Genomic DNA, 22,840 nt, shown 5'->3' with positions numbered 1-22,840 from the left:
ATGATGTCGCAAGCGCCACTTTTACAGCAGCATTTGCAGGCGGCGCTGGCGCGTCTGCCACAAGAGATTGACGGCCAAACGCTGAGCCTCGAGGCTCAAGCCGTGCTGGCGTTTAGTGATTTTGTTTGTGACAGCATGGCGGCTTACCCCGCATGGATTGCGGAAATCGAGCAGTTCCCACCGCAAGCCGACGAATGGCAACACTACGCGGCCTGGCTGCAAGAAGAATTGCAGGGTGTGGACAGTGAATCTGCGCTAATGGCCGCGTTGCGTCTGTTCCGTCGCCGCATGATGGTCAGAATTGCCTGGGCGCAAACGCTGCAAAAGGTCTCCACTCAAAGCTCTCTCCAGCAGCTCAGCCAGCTTGCCGAAACGCTCATTATTGCCGCCCGTGACTGGCTGTACAGCGCCTGTTGTCGCGAGTGGGGTACGCCGTGCAATCAAAATGGCGTCGCGCAGCCATTGATGATTCTTGGCATGGGGAAACTGGGCGGTGGCGAACTGAATTTCTCCTCCGACATCGACCTGATTTTTGCCTGGCCGGAAAACGGTTCGACGCAGGGCGGGCGGCGCGAACTGGATAACGCGCAATTCTTTACCCGTTTAGGCCAGCGGTTGATTAAAGTCCTCGACCAGCCTACGCAAGATGGTTTCGTCTACCGCGTCGACATGCGCTTACGTCCGTTTGGCGACAGTGGCCCACTGGTGCTCAGTTATGCCGCGTTAGAGGATTATTACCAGGAGCAGGGGCGCGATTGGGAACGCTACGCCATGGTCAAAGCCCGAATTATGGGTGATACCGATGATGTGTGGAGCCAGGAACTGCGCAACATGTTGCGACCGTTTATCTTCCGCCGCTATATCGATTTCAGCGTCATTCAGTCACTGCGAAACATGAAGGGGATGATTGCTCGCGAAGTTCGCCGCAGAGGGTTGACCGATAACATTAAACTCGGTGCGGGCGGGATTCGTGAAACTGAGTTTATCGTCCAGGTATTCCAGCTGATTCGCGGGGGCCGCGAGCCTGCTTTGCAATCCCGCTCGTTACTGCCAACCCTTGAAGCTATTCAGCAATTACATCTGCTGTCGGAATCTGATGCAGCAAAATTGCATGCAGCCTATTTATATCTGCGTCGCCTCGAAAACCTCCTGCAGAGCATCAATGATGAGCAGACTCAGACGCTACCTGGCGATGAACTGAACCGTGTGCGCCTTGCGTGGGGCATGAACGAGCAAACCTGGGATTCTCTGCAAGTCAGCCTGCAACAGCATATGAATGCAGTGCGTCAGGTGTTTAACGAATTAATCGGCGACGATGAACCTGAACCGGGCGAAGATAAGCTTTCTGAAGCGTGGCGCGAACTGTGGCAGGATGCGCTGGATGCAGATGCCAACACGCCGGTTCTGGAACATTTAACGCCAGAAGCACGTAGCGAAGTGTTACGCCTGATCAGCGATTTCCGTCAGGATACCGACAAACGCACCATCGGCCCGCGTGGTCGCCAGGTGTTGGATCAGCTCATGCCACGCTTGTTGTGCGAAGCCTGCTCCCGCAATGATGCACCTTTGCCGTTGTCACGCTTAACGCCGCTGCTGCTCGGTATTGTCACGCGGACGACCTATCTTGAGCTGCTCACGGAATATCCGGGCGCATTGAAGCATCTGATAACGTTATGTGCGGCATCTCCGATGATTGCCAGCCAACTGGCGCGTTACCCGCTGCTGCTTGATGAACTGCTCGACCCCAATACACTCTACCAACCTACCGCTACCGATGCTTATCGTGACGAACTTCGCCAGTATTTGCTGCGAGTGCCGGATGACGATGAAGAGCAACAACTGGAAGCATTGCGCCAGTTTAAGCAAGCGCAGCTGCTACGCGTTGCTGCAGCGGATATCACCGGTACATTGCCGGTGATGAAAGTGAGTGACCACCTCACCTGGCTTGCTGAAGCGATGATAGATGCCGTAGTCCAGCAGGCCTGGGTGCAAATGGTGGCGCGTTATGGTCAGCCGAAACATTTACAGAATCGTGAAGGACGTGGTTTTGCCGTGGTCGGTTACGGGAAACTCGGTGGTTGGGAGCTGGGGTATAGCTCTGATTTGGATCTCGTTTTCCTTCATGATTGCCCGTCGGATGTCATGACCGATGGCGAGCGTGAAATCGATGGCCGCCAGTTCTATTTGCGGCTCGCACAGCGAGTAGTGCACTTGTTTAGCACCCGAACTTCATCAGGTATTTTGTATGAAGTGGACATGCGTTTGCGCCCTTCTGGTGCTGCGGGCATGTTGGTCACGACTGCCGAAGCGTTTGGCGATTATCAACAGAATGAAGCCTGGACCTGGGAGCATCAAGCCCTGGTGCGTGCGCGTGTTGTCTATGGCGATCCGCAATTGACGCAGGAGTTTGATGCTATTCGCCGCAGCATTTTGAGTGTTCCGCGTGAAGGCGAAAAACTCCAGACCGAAGTGCGAGAAATGCGTGAAAAAATGCGCGCACATTTGGGTGGAAAAAGTCGCGAACGCTTTGATATAAAAGCCGATGAAGGCGGTATTACCGATATTGAGTTCATCACTCAGTATCTGGTTTTGCGTTATGCGGCGCAGGCTCCAAAACTGACGCGTTGGTCTGACAATGTACGCATTCTGGAATTAATGGCGCAAAACGACATTATGAGTGATGACGAAGCGAAAGCGTTGACACATGCTTATGTCACGTTACGTGATGAACTTCATCATCTTGCATTGCAAGAGCTGCCCGGGAATGTGGCAATGGAGACTTTCATTCAAGAGCGCGAGCAGGTAATGAAAAGCTGGCAAACGTGGCTGATTGAGCCGCAAACACGCGCATAAGATTAATTGTGATATTATTCGCGACAAAATTTTATCCCTCTCTGGAGAGTCAGGAATGAAAGTAACGCTGCCCGAATACAGCCGTGCAGGCGTCATGGTAGTGGGTGATGTGATGCTGGATCGCTACTGGTATGGCCCTACAAGCCGCATTTCCCCGGAAGCGCCGGTGCCGGTCGTGAAAGTCGATACCATTGAAGAACGCCCTGGCGGTGCTGCAAACGTGGCAATGAACATTGCTTCGTTGGGCGCGAATTCGCGTCTGGTGGGTCTGACGGGGATTGACGATGCGGCGCGTGCACTCAGCCAAACACTGGCGGGCGTGAACGTTAAATGCGATTTCGTCTCGGTGCCGACGCACCCGACAATCACCAAACTGCGTGTACTTTCCCGCAACCAGCAACTGATTCGCCTCGATTTCGAAGAAGGTTTCGAAGGCGTTGATCCAGAGCCCATTCATGAACGCATTAGCCAGGCGCTGCCACACATTGGCGCGTTGGTGCTTTCTGACTACGCAAAAGGTGCATTGGCAAGCGTTCAGCAAATGATTAGCCTTGCGCGTAAGGCCAATGTTCCGGTGCTGATTGACCCTAAGGGCACAGACTTTAACCGTTACCGTGGCGCGACACTGCTGACACCAAACCTGTCTGAGTTCGAAGCGGTGGTCGGCAAATGCAAGAACGACGAAGAGCTGGTGGAACGTGGTATGAAGCTGATTGCTGAATACGAACTTTCCGCGCTACTGATTACCCGTTCTGAACACGGCATGACGCTATTACAGCCGGGCATTAAGCCGTTCCATTTGCCAACCCAGGCACAAGAAGTGTATGACGTGACCGGTGCTGGCGATACGGTGATTGGCGTGCTGGCGGCAACGCTTGCGGCAGGTAACTCGCTTGAAGAAGCGTGCTACTTTGCGAATGCGGCAGCAGGGGTTGTGGTGGGTAAACTGGGTACATCTACCGTTTCACCTATCGAACTGGAAAATGCGGTGCGTGGGCGTGCTGATTCAGGTTTTGGTGTGATGACCGAAGCTGAGTTGAAAGTGGCTGTGGCTGCGGCGCGTAAACGCGGTGAGAAGGTCGTCATGACCAACGGCGTGTTCGATATTCTTCACGCAGGCCATGTTTCTTATCTGGCCAATGCACGAAAACTGGGTGATCGCTTGATCGTTGCGGTCAACAGTGATGCGTCAACTAAACGCCTGAAAGGCGAAACTCGCCCGGTGAATCCGCAGGATCAACGCATGATCGTGCTCGGCGCGCTGGAAGCCGTGGATTGGGTAGTGTTGTTTGAAGAAGACACGCCACAACGCCTGATCGGCGAGATTCTGCCTGATTTGCTGGTCAAAGGCGGCGATTACAAACCGGATGATATTGCCGGGAGTAAAGAGGTCTGGGCAAACGGTGGTGAAGTGATGGTGCTGAATTTTGAAGATGGTTGCTCAACAACCAACATCATTAAGAAGATTCAAAGCCACGACGCATAAGCAGTTACGGATAATAAAAAACGCCCCAAATTTGGGGCGTTTTTTTTACATCTGTGGTTCTGTTGGCGGCGTAACTTCAGGTGCCTGGGCGTTACGATTTTCCAGCTCGGTTAAACGCTGTTCCAGTAAAGCCAGTTTTTCACGGGTGCGTAACAGCACTTGAGTCTGCACATCAAACTCTTCACGGCTAACCAAATCCAGACGGGTTAACTGAGCCTGCAAAACCTGACGTACTTTTTTCTCGACATCATCCCCGAACTCACGAATCCCTTTCGGCATTGACTCGTGGACCTGGCGAGCAATCTGTTCAATTTTTTTCGGGTCAATCATAGTGGCTTCCATAATCTTACGGGATTGTCTTACGCGATTAACACTAATTGTAATGCCTGTGAGACTCCTTAGAAACCCGAAATGTTATTAGGTTTGGCGTTGCCAGAGAAAATCATCGGCGTTATAGTAAGTCTGCTTATTCTCAGGGCGGGGTGTAACTCCCCACCGGCGGTAAATCAGCGAACGCTGAAAGCCCGCGAGCGCTCCAGAGCAATCTGGAGGTCAGCAGATCCGGTGTAATTCCGGAGCCGACGGTTATAGTCCGGATGGGAGAGAGTAACGACTAAGCACAAGCTTTAATAAGCTTGCTCACGTTATTTTTTTAGCTCCTAAGACTGCCCTGATTCTGGTAACCATAATTTTAATGAGGTTTTTTTACCATGAATCAGACGCTCCTTTCTGCATTTGGCACCCCTACACAGCGCGTGGAACATGCTCTTGAAGCACTACGTGAAGGCCGCGGGGTAATGGTTCTTGACGATGAAGATCGCGAGAACGAAGGTGACATGATTTTCCCTGCGGAAACCATGACCGTTGAGCAAATGGCTCTGACCATTCGCCACGGTAGCGGGATTGTTTGCCTGTGCCTGACTGAAGAACGCCGTAAACAACTTGATTTGCCAATGATGGTTGAGAACAACACCAGTGCTTATGGCACCGGGTTTACTGTCACTATCGAAGCCGCGAGTGGTGTTACCACTGGCGTTTCTGCCGCAGACCGTATTACCACGGTGCGTGCCGCGATTGCTGATGGCGCAAAACCAAGTGACCTGAACCGCCCGGGCCACGTATTCCCGTTGCGCGCTCAACCGGGTGGCGTGCTTACCCGTGGTGGCCACACCGAAGCAACTATCGATTTGGTATCACTTGCGGGCTTCAAACCTGCGGGTGTTTTGTGTGAACTGACCAACGATGACGGCACCATGGCGCGCGCGCCGGAGTGCATCACTTTTGCTCGCGAACACAACATGGCTATAGTGACGATTGAAGATCTGGTGGAATATCGCCAGACTCACGAACGCAAAGCCAGCTAAGACTCGTTTTTAATGTTTCCATGCCGCTTGAACTCGAAATAATTCGAGTTGCAGGTAGGCGGCAAAAGAATGAATCCCCAGGAGCTTACTCAAGTAAGTGACTGGGGTGAATGAGTGCAGCCAACACCCCTGCAACTTGAAGTATGATGAGTTATTATCCAATTCCGTTTGTTTGTAGCAACGTCAGACTAAACCCCATCACCGCCATACCGCAAAGTACGCCATAGCTCGGGTTATTGTGAGGATCAATCTCTTTGGCGAGCGGCATCAGTTCATCGACAGATAGCGCCACCATAATCCCCGCGACAGCAGCCATAATCGCCGCCATGACGACCGGCGAAACCATTGAGCCGAGAATCAGCCAGGCTAACACACCACCGAGAATTTCTGCGAGCCCCGAAATCCCTGCCCAGAAAATCGCTTTGCGTTTCGAACCCGTTGCGGCATACACCGGGCCTGCAACCGCTAATCCTTCCGGAATGTTGTGCAGTGCTACGGCGAGGGCAATACCCATCCCTAATTCCAGATTACTGCTGGCAGTGACAAAGGTTGCGACCCCTTCCGGGAAGTTATGCAAACTAATACCGAGAGTCAGCAGTAACGCGGTGCGCCGTAAATTCCGAGGCTGCGGTTTGCTGTCCATCAAATCTTGCGGATGTGCATGGGGCAGGGCGCGATCAAGAGCGAAATAGCCCAACAAGCCCAACATGAACATTCCGTAACCTAATACTGGCGACATCCCTTCGGTATGAAGTGCTGCGGGTAGCATCTCCATTAACGAGATAAGCAGCATAATTCCTGCTGCAAAACCGAGAGAAAATGCCAGTACACGGTTCGATGGTTTCTGGCCGATAACGCCAAGAAAAGCACCAATAAAAGTGGCTCCCCCTGCTAGCAGGGTCAGAATCAAGGGTACTGACATTCATTGCTCCTTTTGATAATGATTCTCATTTATATTAATGGGCGACGTGATAAAAATCGAGAGCCAGATGGGAAGCTTTACACATCGCTTACATTCAAATTTCCTGAAGATCTTCATCATGCTTATCTGAGTTCTTCATGCTGCAAAAGCGCGTAATGTGGTGTGCATAAACTGAATATCCCGCTAAAGGACACCACCATGACAACTCAAAGAATGCCTGCGCTGTTCCTCGGACACGGTAGCCCAATGAACGTGCTGGAAGATAATCACTATACCCAAGCCTGGCGTCATTTGGGAGAGACCTTACCGCGACCAAAAGCCATTGTGGTGGTCTCTGCGCACTGGTTCACCAAAGGCACGGGTGTTACGGCGATGGAAACACCAAAAACGATTCACGACTTTGGTGGTTTCCCACAGGCGCTTTACGATACCCATTACCCGGCACCGGGTTCGCCTGAACTGGCTCAGCAATTGGTTGATCTGCTGGCACCTGTTCCGGTGATGCAAGATAAAGAAGCCTGGGGATTTGACCATGGCTCCTGGGGCGTATTGATCAAGATGTACCCGAATGCTGATATCCCAATGGTACAGCTCAGTATCGACAGCACCAAACCGGCAGCCTGGCACTTTGAAATGGGACGTAAGCTTGCTGCATTGCGCGATCAGGGCATCATGCTGATTGCCAGCGGTAATGTGGTCCATAACCTGCGTACCGCCCGCTGGCACGGTGAAAACACGCCATATCCATGGGCTGAGTCATTTAACCAATACGTTAAAGACAACCTCACATGGCTTGGGCCGGTTGCAGATCACCCGCTGGTAAACTATTTACAACACGAAGGTGGTTCGTTATCTAACCCAACACCGGATCACTATCTGCCGTTGCTGTATGTTCTGGGGGCGTGGGATGGCAAAGAGCCGATTACATTACCGGTAGACGGTATAGAAATGGGGTCGTTGAGTATGCTTTCGGTGCAAATCGGCTAATTATTGTTTTCCCCCTTTTCCTGAGGAAGAACCTCGATCAGTTCCCTCTCCCTCAGGGAGAGGGCCAGGGTGAGGGCCAGGGTGAGGGTGGATTCGATATCAATTCGCCCTCATCCCAACCTTCTCCCCCAGGAGAAGTAGAAACGATTACTCTACAAACACATGCGGGTAGAAACGTGAAAGATCCTGAGTAATTAACTCACGATCTTCACGAATACCAATGCCTGCGGGTTGATCGTTGATAAGCCAGCTTCCGAGCACCACGTAGCTGTCACCAAATTTTGGCAGCTGATAGAACTGTTGGACGATCATGCCTTCTTCGCCGTAAGGGCCATCGACACGCGCAATTTCCTGGCCATTTTCGATGATCTTCACATTCGCGCCTTCACGCGAGAAGATTGGCTTCACGACATACTTATCCATCGGCGGATAGCTATCTTCGGCGAAATAAGCAGGCAGCAAGTTTGGATGATCCGGGAACATTTCCCACAGCATTGGCAGCAACGCTTTGTTAGAGATGATACTTTTCCAGGCCGGTTCCAGCCAACGTACGCCAGCATCTTCCAGCTTGGTGGAGAACATCTCACGCAGCATAAATTCCCACGGATACAGTTTGAACAGGTTGCTTATCACCTGATCCTGCAGATCGGTAAACTGGCCTTTCTCGCCCAGACCGATATCTTCCATGTATACGAACTCGCTGGCCACTTCTGCTTCTGCGGCACAATCCTGTAGATACTGAACCGTACCACGATCTTCTTCCGTATCCTGACAGCAAGCGAAATGCACCAGGTTGAAACCGTGTTGCTGCTTCAGCTCGGCAAAACGTTCGATGATCTTCTCTTGAAGGCTGTTGAACTGATCGCTTTCTGCTGGCAGATTTCCAGACTGGATCTGATCTTCGAGCCAAATCCACTGGAAGAACGCAGCTTCATATAAAGAGGTTGGCGTGTCAGCATTGTTTTCCAGCAACTTTGGTTCGCCAACGCCATCCCATGCAATATCCAGGCGTGAGTAAAGCGACGGCTGCTGGGTACGCCATGATTGACGCACAAATTCCCAGGTGTGCTTAGGAATGCGAAATTTAGCTAACAGCTCATCACTGCTCACCACTTTTTCGACAACCTTCAGGCACATCTGATGCAATTCAGCAGTGACTTCTTCCAGCCGCTCAACCTGCGGAAGCGTTAGCTTGTAATAAGCGTCTTCACACCAGTAAGGTTCGCCATACATGGTGTGAAAATTGAAACCGTATTCTGTGGCTTTCTCGCGCCAATCCGGGCGCTCAGTAATCGCAATTCTTTCCATAATTTATTAGCCACCCATGGAACGAGAAGAACCTGTTGCGCTGTTGCTGCGCTGCATCGTCGATTGTTTAGCTACAGAGTCACCGAAACCGCCGCGTGTCACCGTGCTGGTCGTCGCAGGTTTAGGTGCCATAGCTGTTTTCGGTACGGTTGTCGTACGGCCTGGCGTGGCTGCGCCGTAGCTCTTACCACTGGCATCGGCATATTTACCGTACGCAGGGCTTGATGGATTCTTTGAGGTAAACAGAGGTTGCTGCGCAAAGCCTGCGCCGCCGCCCATCAGTCGGCCCATCATGTAACCGGCCATCAATGGCATCCAGAAGCTGCCGCTTTGTTGAGGTTGAGCCTGAGCTTGTTCACCTGCCATATTGGCTTGAGCAGGAGCTTGCTGACATTGGCCTTCACCAAATTCAGCAATACATTCTTCACGCGATGCATATTTAGGCGCAGTACGTTCTGCTTCTTTCAACGCGTTGTTGTAGGAAGTCGTACATTCGGCACTTTTGCCTGGGTTGGCTTGAGAACAGTCATCTGCGTTTTGATACATAGAGACTGTTTCGTCATTTTGTTCACAACCGGCAAGCATAAACACAGCGGTAACCGCCAATGCAACCGGCGTCAAATGGCGGGCGTTCCAGCTTTTGCGGAACGATGCGTGGTTTATGGTTTTTGTCCGTTTCATTTATCTGTCCTGAGCCCAAAGGAATGAAGCTAATATTGTGCTTAGGATAGGGGATGAATGGTTGAAATTAAAGCGATGACGGGCACCAGGAGGGCGATCTTTACGTTGCCTTACGTTCAATGTCGCAAGTTGTGATGGGGGCGTGTAGTCACGCCCCCAAATAATGTCATCAGTTACCGAATGGGTTAGCTGATTTGCTGCTGGTTGCTGAAGCTGGAGTCGCTTTAGCAGGTGTTGCAGTAGCCGTTGTTGCTTCGGTATCCGCTGAATAACCATCTGCGCGAGCATTCTGGTCTGGCGTTTCTGGAGCAACATTGTCTGCAGTCGTTGATACAGGTTTACCCAGTGTTGCATTCAACGCAACAAGATCCTGTTCGTTAAGCGTACCCAGTGCTGACTTAATATTCAGCTGGTTGATCAGGTAGTTATAACGAGCGCTGGAGAGCTGTTGTTTTGCGTTGTACAGAGTCGTGGTCGCATCCAACACATCAACGATGGTACGAGTACCAACGGAATAGCCTGCTTCCATTGCATCTAAAGAGCTTTGTGCAGACACAACCGCTTGTTTATAGGCGTTGATGGTACTGATTGACGCATTCACGTTGTTAAACGAAGAGCGGACGGTTTGCACTACGCTACGATGCGCGCTTTCAAGCTGCTCACTCGCGCCAACAAAGTTGTATTGCGCTTGTTTCACCTGAGAGTTCACCGAACCACCGGTGTACAACGGCAAGGAGAAGTTCAGGCCGATTTTATTCTGGCCCATATCGCTGTCATCGTACTGAGAGCTGTTGGTTTTAGAACCGCTATAAGTGGTATTGGAAACACCAGTCGATGCAGTCAAACCTACAGTTGGCATGTGGCCAGTTTCTGCGAAGCGAATTTGCTCGCGAGCCAGGTCCTGAGACAAGCGGGCTTGCAACAATGCCAGGTTACGTTTTTCTGCTTCTTTCAGCAGATTATTCACGCCATCAGGCTTGTTGGTTTTGAAGCCGTCAACATTCAGCGATGCCAAAGACGGATAGTAATTGCCCGTCACCTGGCGCAGCGTTTCTACCGCGTTATCCAGATTGTTTCGTGCGGTGACTTCGTTTGCCAATACGTTATCGTATTGCGCACGGGCGTTCTGTACGTCGGTAATCGCGACCAGACCTACGTTAAAACGCTGAGTGGTTTGATCTAATTGACGATAAATAGCCTGTTTCTGTGCTTCTGTGAAGGACAGTGCATCAATGGCGCTCAGCACATTAAAATAGGCGGTTGCAGTATTCAGAATCAGGGTTTGTTGGTCAGTCTGATAAGTGACATCTTGAATACCTGCTGATTTCTCTTGCAGGGTCAATGCACGCCATTTCGACATATCAAAAATGGTTTGCGTCAATTGCAAAGAGGCACTAGCCGCTCTGGAGTCGATGCCATTCGCATCACTATAACCATTGGTGTATTCATAATCAGCACCAAGGCCGAGTTGTGGCAGTAACGGGCTGCGTGCTTCGTTAATTTTTTCGAATGCGGCATCACGGTCAGCAGCGGATTTGCGCAAGTCCGGGTTGCTTAAACGTGCCTGCTGATAAACCTGCATCAGGTTTTCTGCCTGGCTCATGGCACTGAAACCCGTTAGGCTCAGACCGATAAGAATTGGGAGCAGTTTCTTCATTTGCATTCCTTGTTGTGAAGCAGAAATAATTTGTTAGCGCTGACAAGAGCCGGAAATGATCGCCGATTTTAGCAGAGTCCGCCAGCAGGGGCGCTTGGCGTAATGTGCCATTGACCCTTAATTTTCATCAATCTATCACATAGGAAATGAAACGGCAGACAAACTGGCTTGAAATTGCCCATTTCATAACCATTAAAATCAGGAAATCATTATGACTAAGCAAAACGATCAACTCGTCACATTAGCCAAAAACGATGTTGAAATTATTGCACGGGAAACACTTTATAGTGGTTTTTTTTCGCTGGATCTTTATCGATTCCGTCATCGCTTGTTTAATGGCGAAATGAGTGGTGAAGTTTGTCGCGAAATTTTAGAACGCGGGCACGCTGCAGTACTGCTACCCTATGACCCTGTGCGAGACGAAGTCGTCTTAATCGAACAGATTCGAATTGCCGCGTATGACACCAGCGACAGCCCGTGGTTGCTCGAACTGGTTGCGGGGATGATTGAAGAAGGTGAGAGTGTCGAGGACGTTGCTCGCCGCGAAGCCGTTGAAGAAGCAGGAGTGACTGTCGGTCGCACTAAACCGGTCATCAACTACCTGGCAAGCCCTGGTGGAACCAGCGAGCGTTTATCGATTCTTGTTGGGGAAGTCGACGCAACAACCGCGAAGGGCATACATGGTCTGGCAGATGAAAACGAAGATATTCGTGTTCATGTCGTGAGCCGGGAACGGGCTTATCAGTTAGTAGAAGAAGGGAAAATCGACAACGCGGCTTCAGTCATCGCACTGCTTTGGCTGCAATTGCATCATGAGAAATTAAGAGAAGAGTGGAACAACTAAACATGAAGCGCTATACACCTGACTTCCCTGAAATGATGCGTCTGTGCGAAACCAATTTCGCACAACTACGACGCCTGCTTCCTCGTAATGACGAAGTGGGCGAAAAAGTCACTTATCAGGTCACTAGCGCTCAATATCGACTCTCTATCCTTGAGTCGACTCGTTACACGACACTTGTACAAATCGAACAAACAGTCCCGGCGATCAGCTACTGGAGCCTACCATCGATGTCGGTCAGGCTTTATCATGACGCGATGGTCGCGGAAGTGTGTTCAAGTCAGCAGATCTTTCGTTTCAAAGCACGATATGATTATCCTAATAAAAAGTTGCATCAACGTGACGAAAAGCATCAAATTAATCAGTTTCTAGCCGATTGGCTGCGATATTGTTTGGCGCATGGAGCGATGGCGGTTCCGGTTTGTTAGTGAGGGTGAAACCTAAGGACACCATTTGGAAAGCCTGTTAAATCTTCCTGTGGCCGGTGGGGGCCAGATCAGGATCTTGCAAATTACAGATACCCACCTGTTCTCTGGAAAGAACGAAACGCTGCTTGGTATCAATACCTGGATGAGCTATCAGGCTGTTATTGCCGCCATCCTCGCCGAGCAGCGTCATTATGACCTTATCGTTGCAACTGGGGATTTAGCCCAGGATCACAGTGCGCAGGCCTACCAGCATTTTGTTGAGGGCATTGCGGAGATTCCTGCGCCCTGCGTTTGGCTGCCAGGCAATCACGATTTCCAACCTGCGATGTTTAGCTCGTTGCTTGAAGCGGGGATCTCCCCGGCAAAACAAGTTTTCCTTGGAGACAATTGGCAAATATTACTGCTCGACAGCCAGGTCTTTGGCGTCCCACATGGTGAACTGAGCGACTATCAGCTCGACTGGCTGGAGCGCAAGCTCGCCGGTGCGCCTGAACGGCATACGCTGTTATTGCTGCATCATCATCCTGTACCCGCGGGTTGCAGTTGGCTGGACCAACATAGCCTGCGCAATGCCGCAGAGCTGGATGACGTTTTGCAAAAATTCCCGAAAGTGAAAACGCTGGTGTGTGGTCATATTCATCAGGAGTTAGATCTGGACTGGAATGGCAGACGAATGCTGGCAACGCCGTCCACATGTGTGCAATTTAAGCCGCATTGCTCCAACTTCACTCTCGACACCATTGAGCCAGGCTGGCGTTGGCTGGAACTCCATCCCAATGGCGAAGTTACCACTGAGGTTTGCCGCCTGAAAGGTGCGGTGTTCAACCCAGATACCGCTTCAGAAGGGTATTGATGTCAACGCTACTTTACTTACACGGTTTCAATAGTTCGCCGCGTTCCGCTAAGGCCACCAGCTTTCAGGCATGGCTTGAGCAGAATCATCCGCATATCAATATGATTATCCCGGAACTCCCACCGTATCCTGCCGATGCGGCAGAGTTGCTGGAGTCGCTGGTACTCAAGCATGGCGGTGAGCCGTTGGGGATAGTGGGCTCCTCTTTAGGGGGCTACTACGCCACTTGGTTGTCGCAATGTTTTACGCTACCGGCGGTCGTTGTAAACCCAGCGGTACGGCCTTTTGAATTGCTCGTCGATTATCTTGGTAAGAACGAGAACCCCTACACCGGGCAGCAATATGTGCTAGAGTCACGCCATATTTACGATCTTAAAGTCATGCAAGTTGACCCGTTAGAATCGCCAGATCTCATCTGGTTGTTACAACAAACGGGTGACGAAGTGCTTGATTACCGCCAGGCAGTGGCGTACTACACCCCCTGTCGGCAGACGGTAGAGTCCGGTGGCAATCACGCCTTTGTAGGCTTCGAAGATTATTTCACACAGATCGTCGACTTCCTTGGCCTGCATTAAAGGCTTGATGTCGAATTCCTGTTTCGCAATCTGAACGAATAAACCATGACGCAATCCAGTTATAACGCCGATGCCATTGAGGTACTCACCGGGCTTGAGCCTGTTCGCCGCCGCCCCGGGATGTACACAGACACCACCCGCCCAAACCATTTGGGCCAGGAAGTCATTGATAACAGCGTGGATGAGGCGCTGGCAGGCCATGCGAAGCGTGTTGATGTTATTCTCCATGCCGATCAGTCATTAGAAGTCATTGATGACGGGCGCGGCATGCCGGTTGATATCCATCCGGAAGAGGGCGTTCCGGCTGTAGAACTCATTCTTTGTCGTCTGCACGCGGGCGGTAAATTCTCCAACAAAAACTACCAGTTCTCTGGTGGCTTACACGGCGTGGGTATTTCGGTCGTCAACGCCTTGTCAAAACGTGTTGAAGTGACGGTACGCCGTGATTCGCAGGTTTACAGCATCGCGTTTGAAAACGGCGATAAAGTCCAGGAACTGGCAGTCGTCGGGACCTGCGGCAAACGTAATACCGGCACCAGCGTTCACTTCTGGCCTGACGCTTCGTTCTTCGACAGCCCGCGTTTTTCCGTTTCCCGTTTAAGCCATTTACTGAAAGCCAAAGCGGTTTTGTGCCCGGGTGTTGAAATCACTTTTACTGACAAAGTGAACAATACCGAGCAGCGTTGGTGTTATCAGGATGGCCTGAAAGATTATTTGAGCGAAGCGGTAAACGGCCTGCCTACGCTGCCGGAATCACCCTTTGTTGGAAACTACGCGGGCGATGTTGAGCAAGTTGACTGGGCGCTGTTATGGCTGCCAGAAGGCGGTGAACTGCTGACAGAAAGCTACGTTAACCTGATCCCAACCATGCAAGGCGGTACCCACGTCAATGGTCTGCGTCAGGGGTTGCTTGATGCGATGCGTGAATTTTGCGAGTACCGCAACATTCTGCCGCGCGGCGTGAAGCTCTCTGCGGAAGATATCTGGGAACGTTGCGCCTACGTGCTGTCGGTGAAAATGCAGGATCCGCAGTTTGCTGGGCAAACGAAAGAGCGCCTGTCATCACGCCAGTGCGCAGCCTTTGTTTCTGGTGTGGTGAAAGATGCCTTCAGTTTGTGGCTGAACCAGAACATTCAAATTGCGGAACAACTCGCAGAACTGGCGATTTCCAGCGCTCAACGCCGTATGCGCGCGGCCAAAAAAGTGGTGCGTAAAAAGCTGACCAGCGGCCCGGCATTACCCGGAAAACTGGCTGATTGCTCGGCACAAGATTTGAGTCGTACGGAACTGTTCCTGGTCGAAGGGGATTCCGCAGGCGGTTCTGCTAAACAGGCTCGTGACCGTGAATATCAGGCGATCATGCCGCTTAAAGGTAAGATCCTGAACACCTGGGAAGTCTCTTCCGACGAAGTTCTGGCATCACAAGAAGTGCATGATATTTCAGTCGCGATCGGCATCGATCCTGACAGCGAAGATCTTAGCCAACTGCGCTACGGCAAGGTCTGTATCCTTGCGGATGCGGACTCCGATGGTCTACACATCGCGACGTTGCTTTGTGCGTTGTTCGTACGTCATTTCCGCTCGCTGGTTCGCGGTGGTCACGTTTATGTCGCGATGCCACCGTTGTACCGTATCGATCTTGGCAAAGAAGTCTACTATGCGCTGGATGAAGAAGAGAAAGCGGGTGTGCTTGAGCAACTTAAACGTAAGAAAGGGAAACCGAACGTGCAGCGCTTTAAAGGGCTGGGCGAAATGAACCCGCTGCAATTACGTGAAACCACGCTCGATCCTAACACTCGCCGCCTTGTTCAGCTCACGATCGACGATGAAGATAACGACAAAACCATGGCAATTATGGATATGTTGTTAGCGAAGAAACGTTCTGAAGATCGTCGCAATTGGCTGCAAGATAAAGGCGATATGGCGGATATTGAAGTCTAATTACCGCTTTCGGATAAATGTGATCAACGGCTGAATCGCGTTGATCACATTTTCCCGCTTTGCTAAACCCCCTGTTCTTTCTCGCAATTCCTGACTCCCTTCACATTTTTCCAGTTTGTCACTTGAACGGGTCATACTCCGTCCGCTACTCTTTTTTGGAGTTAAACTTCATTGAGGTTTATAAGGCGGAGCAAAATGTCACTATTAGCCAGGTTAGAACAACGTGTGCGTGATTGTGGGGAATTTACAGGCCCCAGCCACTGTTTCAGCGACGCCATTAAGCGCGGAGAAATCAATGAACACACTAGCCATTGATATCGGCGGCACCAAACTGGCCGCAGCGCTAATCAACGATGAGCATAAAATTTTCCAACGTACCGAAATTTCCACACCGGCAAATGCCGCGCCGCAAGCCCTTGAGCAAGCGTTAGCCCGGTTGGTTGACGTTTATCAGGGACAAGCTCAGCGGGTAGCGGTGGCATCCACCGGGATTATCGACAAGGGCATTCTTACCGCGCTTAATCCCGATAACCTGGGCGGACTGAATCATTTTCCCTTGCAGGCGACGGTTGAAAAACTCACGGGGTTGCCGTGTGTTGTTCTGAATGATGCGCAGGCTGCTGCCTGGGCTGAGTATTGCTATCTGTCTGCTCAGTTTAAACATGTCACCTTTATCACGGTTTCCACGGGAGTCGGTGGTGGCGTTGTTGTGAATGGTGAGTTATTAACCGGCCCGTATGCTTTTGCAGGTCATATTGGCCATATACAGGCCGATCCCAATGGTCCACTGTGCGGTTGCGGGCGTGTTGGTTGTGTCGAGGCGATTGCTTCAGGGCGTGCGATTGCCGCCGCAGCCGGACATGAACTTGAGGGTAAAAACACTCGCGAAATTTTCGCTCAGGCTCAATCAGGGAACGCGCAAGCTCAGCAGTTAATGACGCGTTCAGCACAGGCAATTTGCCAGCTAATCGCCAATATCAAAGCCCTGCTGGATACCGAATGTATCGTGCTAGGCGGCAGTGTTGGCCTGGCTCAGGGTTATCGCCAACAGGTGGAACAGCAGCTCGCGCAATCTCCTGCGGCGTTCCAGGTCCCGATTTATGCCGCGCATTATCAACACGATGCGGGGTTAATGGGCGCGGCACTCTGGTCTGAAAACCACTCAGCCTGAAACTTGATAAACCACGTGAATATAAGGTGACACTATGATTTTAGGACGAATTTCAGAGCTCACGACCCAGACCGGTATCGCCCCTCAACTACTGGCCATCATCAAGCAGGCGCTGTCACTGCATCCAGAAACCTTAAGCCCTGGCCGACATGAGATAGACGGTGACGATATCTTTATGAATGTTATGGTGTTTGATACCGCAGAACCCCAGAGCAAACGTTACGAGCAACATCGCGAATATCTTGACGTTCAAGTGTTACTCAATGGGCAGGAGCGCATCGATTTTGGTCCACTTGGGTCAGCAATTGCACCGGATACTTACCATGAAGGTGATGATTATTTGCTGTGTGATACCGTATCCCCTTGCCAGACACTGCATTTACAACCAGGTATGTTTGCGATCTTTCTTCCTGGGGAGCCGCATAAACCAGGTTGCATCAGTGAATCGGCACAGACGATTAGCAAGGCAGTGATAAAAGTGCATTACCGACTTTTGCAGGGGTAAACTCTTTTCAATTTTTTATGAAATAAAGAAGCGGAAATTTATGGAGCCTCAAGCCCTTCGCCTTAAACCTGGTAAAATCCTCGATACTCTTGGTGCGATGCAAAATAGCCTGACGCGTGTATCTCAGCGTATCGCACACTATATTTTGACCTCACCACAGCAGGTGACTCAGCTCTCTATCGCCGAATTGTCACGTGAAACGCAGGCTGGCGAAGCGACCGTGATTCGTTTTTGTCGCACGCTTGGCTATAAAGGTTTCCAGGACTTTAAAATGGATTTAGCCATTGAGCTTGCCACTGCGGAGTCCGATAACAACGGCCCGCTGTTAGAAGGGGAGATTAGCGAATCTGATGATGCGCATACCATCGGGTTGAAGCTGCAAAGCACTATTAATAACGTGCTGTCCGAAACCCTAAATTTGCTGGACATGAGCCAGGTCAGTGAAGTGGTTAAGGCGCTACGGACCAGTAACTCGGTGTATATTTTTGGCGTGGGTTCTTCCGGGATTACTGCCGAAGATATGAAACATAAACTGATGCGCATTGGCATGCGGGTTGACGCTGTCACCAATAATCACTTTATGTATATGCAGGCCACCTTATTAAAATCAGGCGATGTCGCCTTTGCGATTAGCCACACCGGGAATTCCCCTGAAACGGTCCACGCACTAGAGCTTGCCAAACATGCGGGGGCAACCACTGTGGCACTCACCCATAATTTGGGCTCACCGCTGTGTGAAGTTGCCGACTTTAGTCTGATCAACGGCAACCGTCAGGGCATGCTACAAGGGGATTCGATCGGAACCAAAACCGCGCAGTTATTTGTGCTGGATTTGCTCTACACCTTGCTGGTACAAGCCGCACCAGAACAGGCTCGCGAAAGCAAACTGCGCACTATGGATGCTCTAAATATTGCAAAATAATGCCGCGTTAGCGGCATTAGACTGAGTGCAAACAACAAATCAGAACTTAATTTTCAAACCGACAATCCCGCCGTAATTGATGCTGTCACCTACAAACGACTTTTCAACACTCAACGAACCGGCAATCGAAACTGACTTATTGATCTGATGGTCAACGCCCGCATTTAATTGCCCCCATGTTCCAGCGCTGTTGGTGACAAACGGTATGTCGCCTTGCTGAGAAGAAAAGGCTGTTTTGCTGTCTCCTCTGAACTCATGCAAGATCCCGGGCGTAACCAGGCGGTCGTTCTGGTGCGTTCCTCTTTCACTTTTTTCTCGTCATCATGATTCCAGGTCTGATGAATACGCAGGCTGAGGCGGCCAGTCAGGGAATCTGCATTGCTGAATTTAACTGTAGATGCCTCGTCATGAGTGTTATCCAGTTTCACCGTTGAGTAGATCAACTGCGCCTGAGGTTCGATAAAGCGCTGAACGTCAGTATCCGGCTGCCAAGGATAACCCGCCTCCAGCGAAGCACTTAAACCATAACCTTTGGTTTTCATTGGGCTGAGATCGGTGGGGCTGGATTCCACATACAACCGGTTGTACTGGGCGACGGCATCAAGATAACTTCCCGCTGGCGTAAAGTGCGTCCAGTAACCGCCCAGACCCCACGATTTCACCGTATTGCGGCCTGCATTTTCACCATCGGTATGGGTGACTTTGCTGTTAATTTTACCGATGTTCCCTAGCACGCCGGCAAAATTAGAACTCCCGTCATCCTGGCTTTCACGATACAAATCAATGCCGAGCTGAATGGCATTCAGTGAAAAACGCGATTGCGGCCCATCGAAATCAGATTTCCCGTTTTTAACAATCACGCGACCCCAGCTCATATGCGGCGATTGTGTTGCCGCTGTGATTTTTTCCGGGCTGGCAAATTGTTCCCCGGTACGTTCGTGCAGGCTATCAACCAGCATCCGGCTATACAGTAATGCCAGTTGAGGGATGTCCTGATACAGCGACGTTTCTGCCCGATAATCGGGTACAGCGACAGGTTGTTGAGAAGGCATTGGCGTTGCCGGAGGAGCATTATCACCTTCGTTAACGACGGGAGGTTCATCTACAGGAGGAACGCCCGGCTGTGGCTGTGGCTCTGGTGGCGGCGTTAGCTCGTTATCATCAATTTCCGGCGCAACCACTTTGTGAGAACGCAGATACCAGGCTTCTTCATTGCTGTTATCGAGACTTGATCGATAAAGTGAATATACATATGGCCCCGCTTTTACCTTGTTGAGCAAATTAAAGGCTTCAGTTTCTGTTGTGGCACCGCTTATCGCATCCACCACTTTAATGCCATTGCCCTGGGTTAGTGCGCCCTGACCATCGGTATTCGTGATTTTCAGGCTGGTGGAACCATCGGCATGCCCACCGTCAATAACGAGTTGGTCGGTTGGGGAATTGTCGGCATACAAGTGAGTATTTAATGCAATCGTTGCGTTATCGCCGTGGTAATTATTCACTTTCAGCGTTTTGTACTGGTTACTTTCAGGTGCACTGAAATTGATAAGGCTTTGATTATTCGTTAATTGGCTAAGAACAGAATTGCCGGTCAAAAACCACAGACTGGTTTTGCTTAACGAAACGTCAGAGTAGGCATTGGCTTCCGTTAGCGCTGCGCCGGAAACGATGCTCGACGACACATTTACGCTGGCATTACCTTGTGAAGCTCCTGGACCATTTTGCACCTGCAACCACTGCTTTTCTCCACTAACCCGGCTATTTTGCAGTTCAACATCGGCGAAGCCCGTGGTTTCAATGCCGTGACCATGCTCGCTTAAAAGAATACTGTTATTTAAATTTGCCTGCCCCGTAAACGCAGCCGTGCCCTGGACGGCCAATGCAGCCGCGTTATCGCCGTGCGTTGAGGCAACCACATTATTGGCTTGAACCTGCCCTCCGTTGCTGGCGAGTATGCCGTGAGATTGTGCGCCATCGGTCTTTATCGCCGAATCTTCGACCATAAACTCAGCCCCCGCTTCTGCCCAAAGCCCTCGGGAATTATCACCATGAGTCGTGAGCGTGACGCTATCCAGCGCCATCTCAGCCGTTTCGGTTTTATATTTGCGCCCAACGAACGCGCCAGTTGCATTATCTCCAAAGGTCTCGACCGACACATTGGTGGCGCTCAGGCTGACGCTGCCCGGTTTTGCCGCGCCAATTCCTGCATATAAACCGGTTGAACTCGCGCCCAGGGTTTTGACCGACAAATTTTTCAGGATGATATTACCTCCGTCATCAGCGGCGGCACCGTAAGCTTGATTTCCTTCTGTCAGCAAAGTAGTTCCTTCGACTTTGAGCAGCGAACCTTCGTTACGTGAAGCCAGCGCATGTGGGAAGGTGAGGTTGCTCTGAACCGGCGATCCATTTCCCGTTGTGGTGACGCTTCCTCCCATTACATTAACGGTGGCACCCACGTCGGCAACGATGCCCATCGCATTATCATCACCAGAGGTTTTGATATGGCTATCCGTTATCGAAGCCGTTGAATTGGCCGTTGCAATTCCTGTGCTGTAATTTCCGGATGTCGTGATATCCGAGCGGTTGACCAACAGACGACTTCCGTTGGTCGCGCTGATGCCGAGGCTGGATTTTTGCGTGGTGGTGACATCACTGTCCGTAAGTGATAGTGAAGAGTCTGCCCCCTGAAGCAAGATGCCCGGCCCCCAGGGGCCAGCGGCGTTATCGGGAGCCGTGGTCTTGATTTGGCTGGAGAGGATATCGGCGGTTGCGCCGTTAATAATATTGACCCCAGAGCTGCGTGCTCCACGGGTTTCAATCTCGACGTTGTCCAGTTGAGCGTTAGAGCCTGGGCCTTCAACTGACACGCCGTGGCTTTGCATGCCCGTTGCCAGTATTGTTGAGCGTTTTAAGGCAAGGGATGCACCATCTATTGCTCTGGCCGCCGTTGATAAGGCACTCGCGCTGCCTGCTCCGCTGACATCAAGTTTGCTGTTATCAAATGCAAGTAAGCTGCCAGCCCCTTCGGCCCGGGCAGCCCCCTGATAATTTCCCGATACGTTAATCGTAAGGTGGTTGCCCGTAATGGCGGCACCTGAAAGCGCGTGAAGGGCGGCGGTAGAAGCCGTGCTGACGGCCCCTCCGGTACTGTCTATTTGGCTGTCTTGCAGATCAATCTGTGCGCTATTCTCCGCTCTCGCAGCGCTGGCACTTAGCGCAGAAGTGGTCAAATGCAGATTCTTCCCGCTAATAGACGTTTCTTCATCACTGGCCAGTAATCCGTGACTTAAGGTTAATGTTTTTTCATTATCCAGCGGCGAGGCTGATGATAACCCAGCACCTGAGGTGCTGATGGTTGTTCCATCTTGCAGTGATACGATCGCGCGATTGCGGGCCCAGATCCCGACGGCCCCTTTACCCGATGTCAGAATCGAACCGCCGGAAATTTTACCGTCAGTTTTTTCGCCATCTAACAACAAGCCATGCCCGTAACCGCCGGTCGTCTCAACGGCTGTCTCTTTTAAAACTATCTTGCCGCCGTTTTCTGCTTTGATTCCGTAAGCTGAAGCGCCAGTGGTGCGAATTGTGGCGTTATCTGAATTAAGGGCGCTGTTCTCTCCGCTAACATAAACACCGTGGCTTCCGCCAGTAGTGGCGCTTCTGGCTCCCACCGTCTCGATTTTTGTATTTTTCGAAAGGTCTATTTTGCCGCCTTGTGTTGCAGAAATACCAACCGCTCCCCAGGAGTTTGTCTGCACGCTGGAATTATCCAGAGAGACCTGGGAATGATCGCCTGATACCGCAATCCCACGGTTATTATTTCCCTTGGCATTGCCGCCTACGGTTAGCGTGGAATTTTTCAGTGACAGTGATCCACCTGACTCCACAAACATCCCCGTCATATCACTGGCTGTTATAGCAACCCCGGTTCCTGTTTTTGGATCGAGAGCAACCTCCACTTCATTCAACTCAACGCGGCTACCGCCAGAGACGTGTACACCGAACTGGTCTTTAGAGCCTGCGCCGGACACGGCATTATTTTTGATACTGCCCCGGCTCAGGGTAATGGTTCCTCCATCGCCGATTTTTATTCCGGCAGTATTTGCCACACTCATTTTTATCGTTTCGTCAGAGTAAGTACCACGGGTACAAATACCCACGCTTCCCACGGTATTGACCAGTCTCTCTGCATTTGCGTCCACGCAGCCAAAACTCAGCACGCCAGCAACTATTCCAGCTGACGTTTTAAGTATTATTTTGCGGCGGTTATGTTGATTATGTGGTGGTAATATCTTAATGATTTTCATGCGAATGCCTCTATAACGTGAATATGTTTATTCATCGCA

19 protein-coding genes and 1 riboswitch are annotated in these 22,840 nt (G+C 51.1%); of the genes, 12 read left to right on the top strand and 7 right to left on the bottom strand.

The annotated features are described in order from the left end of the window. Entirely contained in the window at positions 1 to 2,853 is a 2,853-nt protein-coding gene (gene glnE, locus RHD99_RS20460; protein ID WP_309876247.1) for a bifunctional [glutamate--ammonia ligase]-adenylyl-L-tyrosine phosphorylase/[glutamate--ammonia-ligase] adenylyltransferase, read from the top strand. A 55-nt stretch (positions 2,854 to 2,908) separates the two neighbouring features. After that, complete coding sequence (hldE, locus tag RHD99_RS20455) at positions 2,909 to 4,339, top strand: bifunctional D-glycero-beta-D-manno-heptose-7-phosphate kinase/D-glycero-beta-D-manno-heptose 1-phosphate adenylyltransferase HldE (protein WP_183273209.1); 1,431 nt, start codon at positions 2,909 to 2,911, stop codon at positions 4,337 to 4,339. Positions 4,340 to 4,384: 45 nt separating this feature from the next. Here hldE and ubiK read toward each other — a convergent pair whose 3' ends face one another. Further along, on the bottom strand, positions 4,385 to 4,669 hold the full coding sequence (gene ubiK, locus RHD99_RS20450) for a ubiquinone biosynthesis accessory factor UbiK (protein ID WP_183272705.1): 285 nt from the start codon (positions 4,667 to 4,669) through the stop codon (positions 4,385 to 4,387). Positions 4,670 to 4,803: 134 nt separating this feature from the next. Beyond that, positions 4,804 to 4,951, top strand: a riboswitch (FMN riboswitch). Between the two features lie 98 nt (positions 4,952 to 5,049). Here ubiK and ribB point away from each other — a divergent pair. Continuing rightward, positions 5,050 to 5,703, top strand: a complete 654-nt coding sequence (gene ribB, locus RHD99_RS20445; protein ID WP_183272706.1) for a 3,4-dihydroxy-2-butanone-4-phosphate synthase — start codon at positions 5,050 to 5,052, stop codon at positions 5,701 to 5,703. Between the two features lie 154 nt (positions 5,704 to 5,857). Here the strand turns inward: ribB and zupT are convergent, their stop codons facing one another. Continuing rightward, positions 5,858 to 6,625: a zinc transporter ZupT gene (zupT, locus tag RHD99_RS20440; protein ID WP_183272707.1), complete on the bottom strand. Its 768-nt coding sequence runs from the start codon at positions 6,623 to 6,625 to the stop codon at positions 5,858 to 5,860. A 198-nt stretch (positions 6,626 to 6,823) separates the two neighbouring features. Between zupT and ygiD the strand changes: the two genes are divergently transcribed. After that, a complete protein-coding gene (gene ygiD / locus RHD99_RS20435; protein WP_309876243.1) occupies positions 6,824 to 7,612 on the top strand; it encodes a 4,5-DOPA-extradiol-dioxygenase in 789 nt (262 codons plus the stop codon). Positions 7,613 to 7,759: 147 nt separating this feature from the next. Here ygiD and RHD99_RS20430 read toward each other — a convergent pair whose 3' ends face one another. From RHD99_RS20430 to tolC, 3 genes are all read right to left on the bottom strand, one after another. Further along, positions 7,760 to 8,920 (bottom strand): glutathionylspermidine synthase family protein, encoded by a 1,161-nt coding sequence (locus tag RHD99_RS20430; protein ID WP_309876241.1) that lies wholly within the window; start codon positions 8,918 to 8,920, stop codon positions 7,760 to 7,762. Positions 8,921 to 8,926: 6 nt separating this feature from the next. Beyond that, positions 8,927 to 9,601 (bottom strand): DUF1190 family protein, encoded by a 675-nt coding sequence (locus RHD99_RS20425; protein WP_183272710.1) that lies wholly within the window; start codon positions 9,599 to 9,601, stop codon positions 8,927 to 8,929. Between the two features lie 169 nt (positions 9,602 to 9,770). Next, on the bottom strand, positions 9,771 to 11,258 hold the full coding sequence (gene tolC / locus RHD99_RS20420; RefSeq protein ID WP_309876239.1) for an outer membrane channel protein TolC: 1,488 nt from the start codon (positions 11,256 to 11,258) through the stop codon (positions 9,771 to 9,773). Positions 11,259 to 11,469: 211 nt separating this feature from the next. Here tolC and nudF point away from each other — a divergent pair, with 211 nt between their 5' ends. The 8 genes from nudF (at position 11,470) to RHD99_RS20380 (ending at position 18,494) form a co-directional block, all read left to right on the top strand. Next, positions 11,470 to 12,102 (top strand): ADP-ribose diphosphatase, encoded by a 633-nt coding sequence (gene nudF / locus RHD99_RS20415; protein ID WP_183272712.1) that lies wholly within the window; start codon positions 11,470 to 11,472, stop codon positions 12,100 to 12,102. 2 nt (positions 12,103 to 12,104) lie between these two features. Next, on the top strand, positions 12,105 to 12,527 hold the full coding sequence (locus tag RHD99_RS20410; protein WP_183272713.1) for a DUF1249 family protein: 423 nt from the start codon (positions 12,105 to 12,107) through the stop codon (positions 12,525 to 12,527). A gap of 25 nt (positions 12,528 to 12,552) precedes the next feature. Next, complete coding sequence (gene cpdA / locus RHD99_RS20405) at positions 12,553 to 13,380, top strand: 3',5'-cyclic-AMP phosphodiesterase (protein WP_183272714.1); 828 nt, start codon at positions 12,553 to 12,555, stop codon at positions 13,378 to 13,380. Continuing rightward, positions 13,380 to 13,955 carry an esterase YqiA gene (yqiA, locus tag RHD99_RS20400; protein ID WP_309876235.1) on the top strand — a complete coding sequence of 192 codons (576 nt, stop codon included), beginning with the start codon at positions 13,380 to 13,382 and terminating at the stop codon, positions 13,953 to 13,955. Before cpdA ends, yqiA begins: the two co-directional genes overlap by 1 nt. Positions 13,956 to 14,000: 45 nt before the next feature. Further along, positions 14,001 to 15,896, top strand: coding sequence for a DNA topoisomerase IV subunit B (gene parE / locus RHD99_RS20395; protein WP_183272716.1), 1,896 nt, complete (start codon positions 14,001 to 14,003; stop codon positions 15,894 to 15,896). A gap of 295 nt (positions 15,897 to 16,191) precedes the next feature. Then, a complete protein-coding gene (gene nanK, locus RHD99_RS20390; RefSeq protein ID WP_309876232.1) occupies positions 16,192 to 17,067 on the top strand; it encodes an N-acetylmannosamine kinase in 876 nt (291 codons plus the stop codon). Positions 17,068 to 17,101: 34 nt separating this feature from the next. Next, complete coding sequence (gene nanQ / locus RHD99_RS20385; protein ID WP_309876230.1) at positions 17,102 to 17,572, top strand: N-acetylneuraminate anomerase; 471 nt, start codon at positions 17,102 to 17,104, stop codon at positions 17,570 to 17,572. A 40-nt stretch (positions 17,573 to 17,612) separates the two neighbouring features. Beyond that, the gene (locus RHD99_RS20380; protein ID WP_309876229.1) at positions 17,613 to 18,494 is read left to right on the top strand and encodes a MurR/RpiR family transcriptional regulator; all 882 of its coding nucleotides are present in this window, start codon (positions 17,613 to 17,615) and stop codon (positions 18,492 to 18,494) included. A gap of 39 nt (positions 18,495 to 18,533) precedes the next feature. On the opposite strand, the gene RHD99_RS24040 is transcribed toward RHD99_RS20380, so the two are convergent. Both RHD99_RS24040 and RHD99_RS20375 read right to left on the bottom strand, forming a co-directional pair. Then, a complete protein-coding gene (locus RHD99_RS24040) occupies positions 18,534 to 18,755 on the bottom strand; it encodes an autotransporter outer membrane beta-barrel domain-containing protein (RefSeq protein WP_374708445.1) in 222 nt (73 codons plus the stop codon). Further along, positions 18,659 to 22,801 (bottom strand): autotransporter outer membrane beta-barrel domain-containing protein, encoded by a 4,143-nt coding sequence (locus tag RHD99_RS20375; RefSeq protein ID WP_309876227.1) that lies wholly within the window; start codon positions 22,799 to 22,801, stop codon positions 18,659 to 18,661. The genes RHD99_RS24040 and RHD99_RS20375 overlap by 97 nt, the downstream gene beginning before the upstream one ends. Positions 22,802 to 22,840 lie beyond the last annotated feature (39 nt).

The sequence above is a fragment of the Buttiauxella selenatireducens genome, from assembly GCF_031432975.1.
Lineage (GTDB): Bacteria > Pseudomonadota > Gammaproteobacteria > Enterobacterales > Enterobacteriaceae > Buttiauxella > Buttiauxella selenatireducens.
The sequence above is the reverse complement of the archived record's forward strand: the minus strand, read 5'-3'. Positions and strand labels throughout refer to the sequence as shown.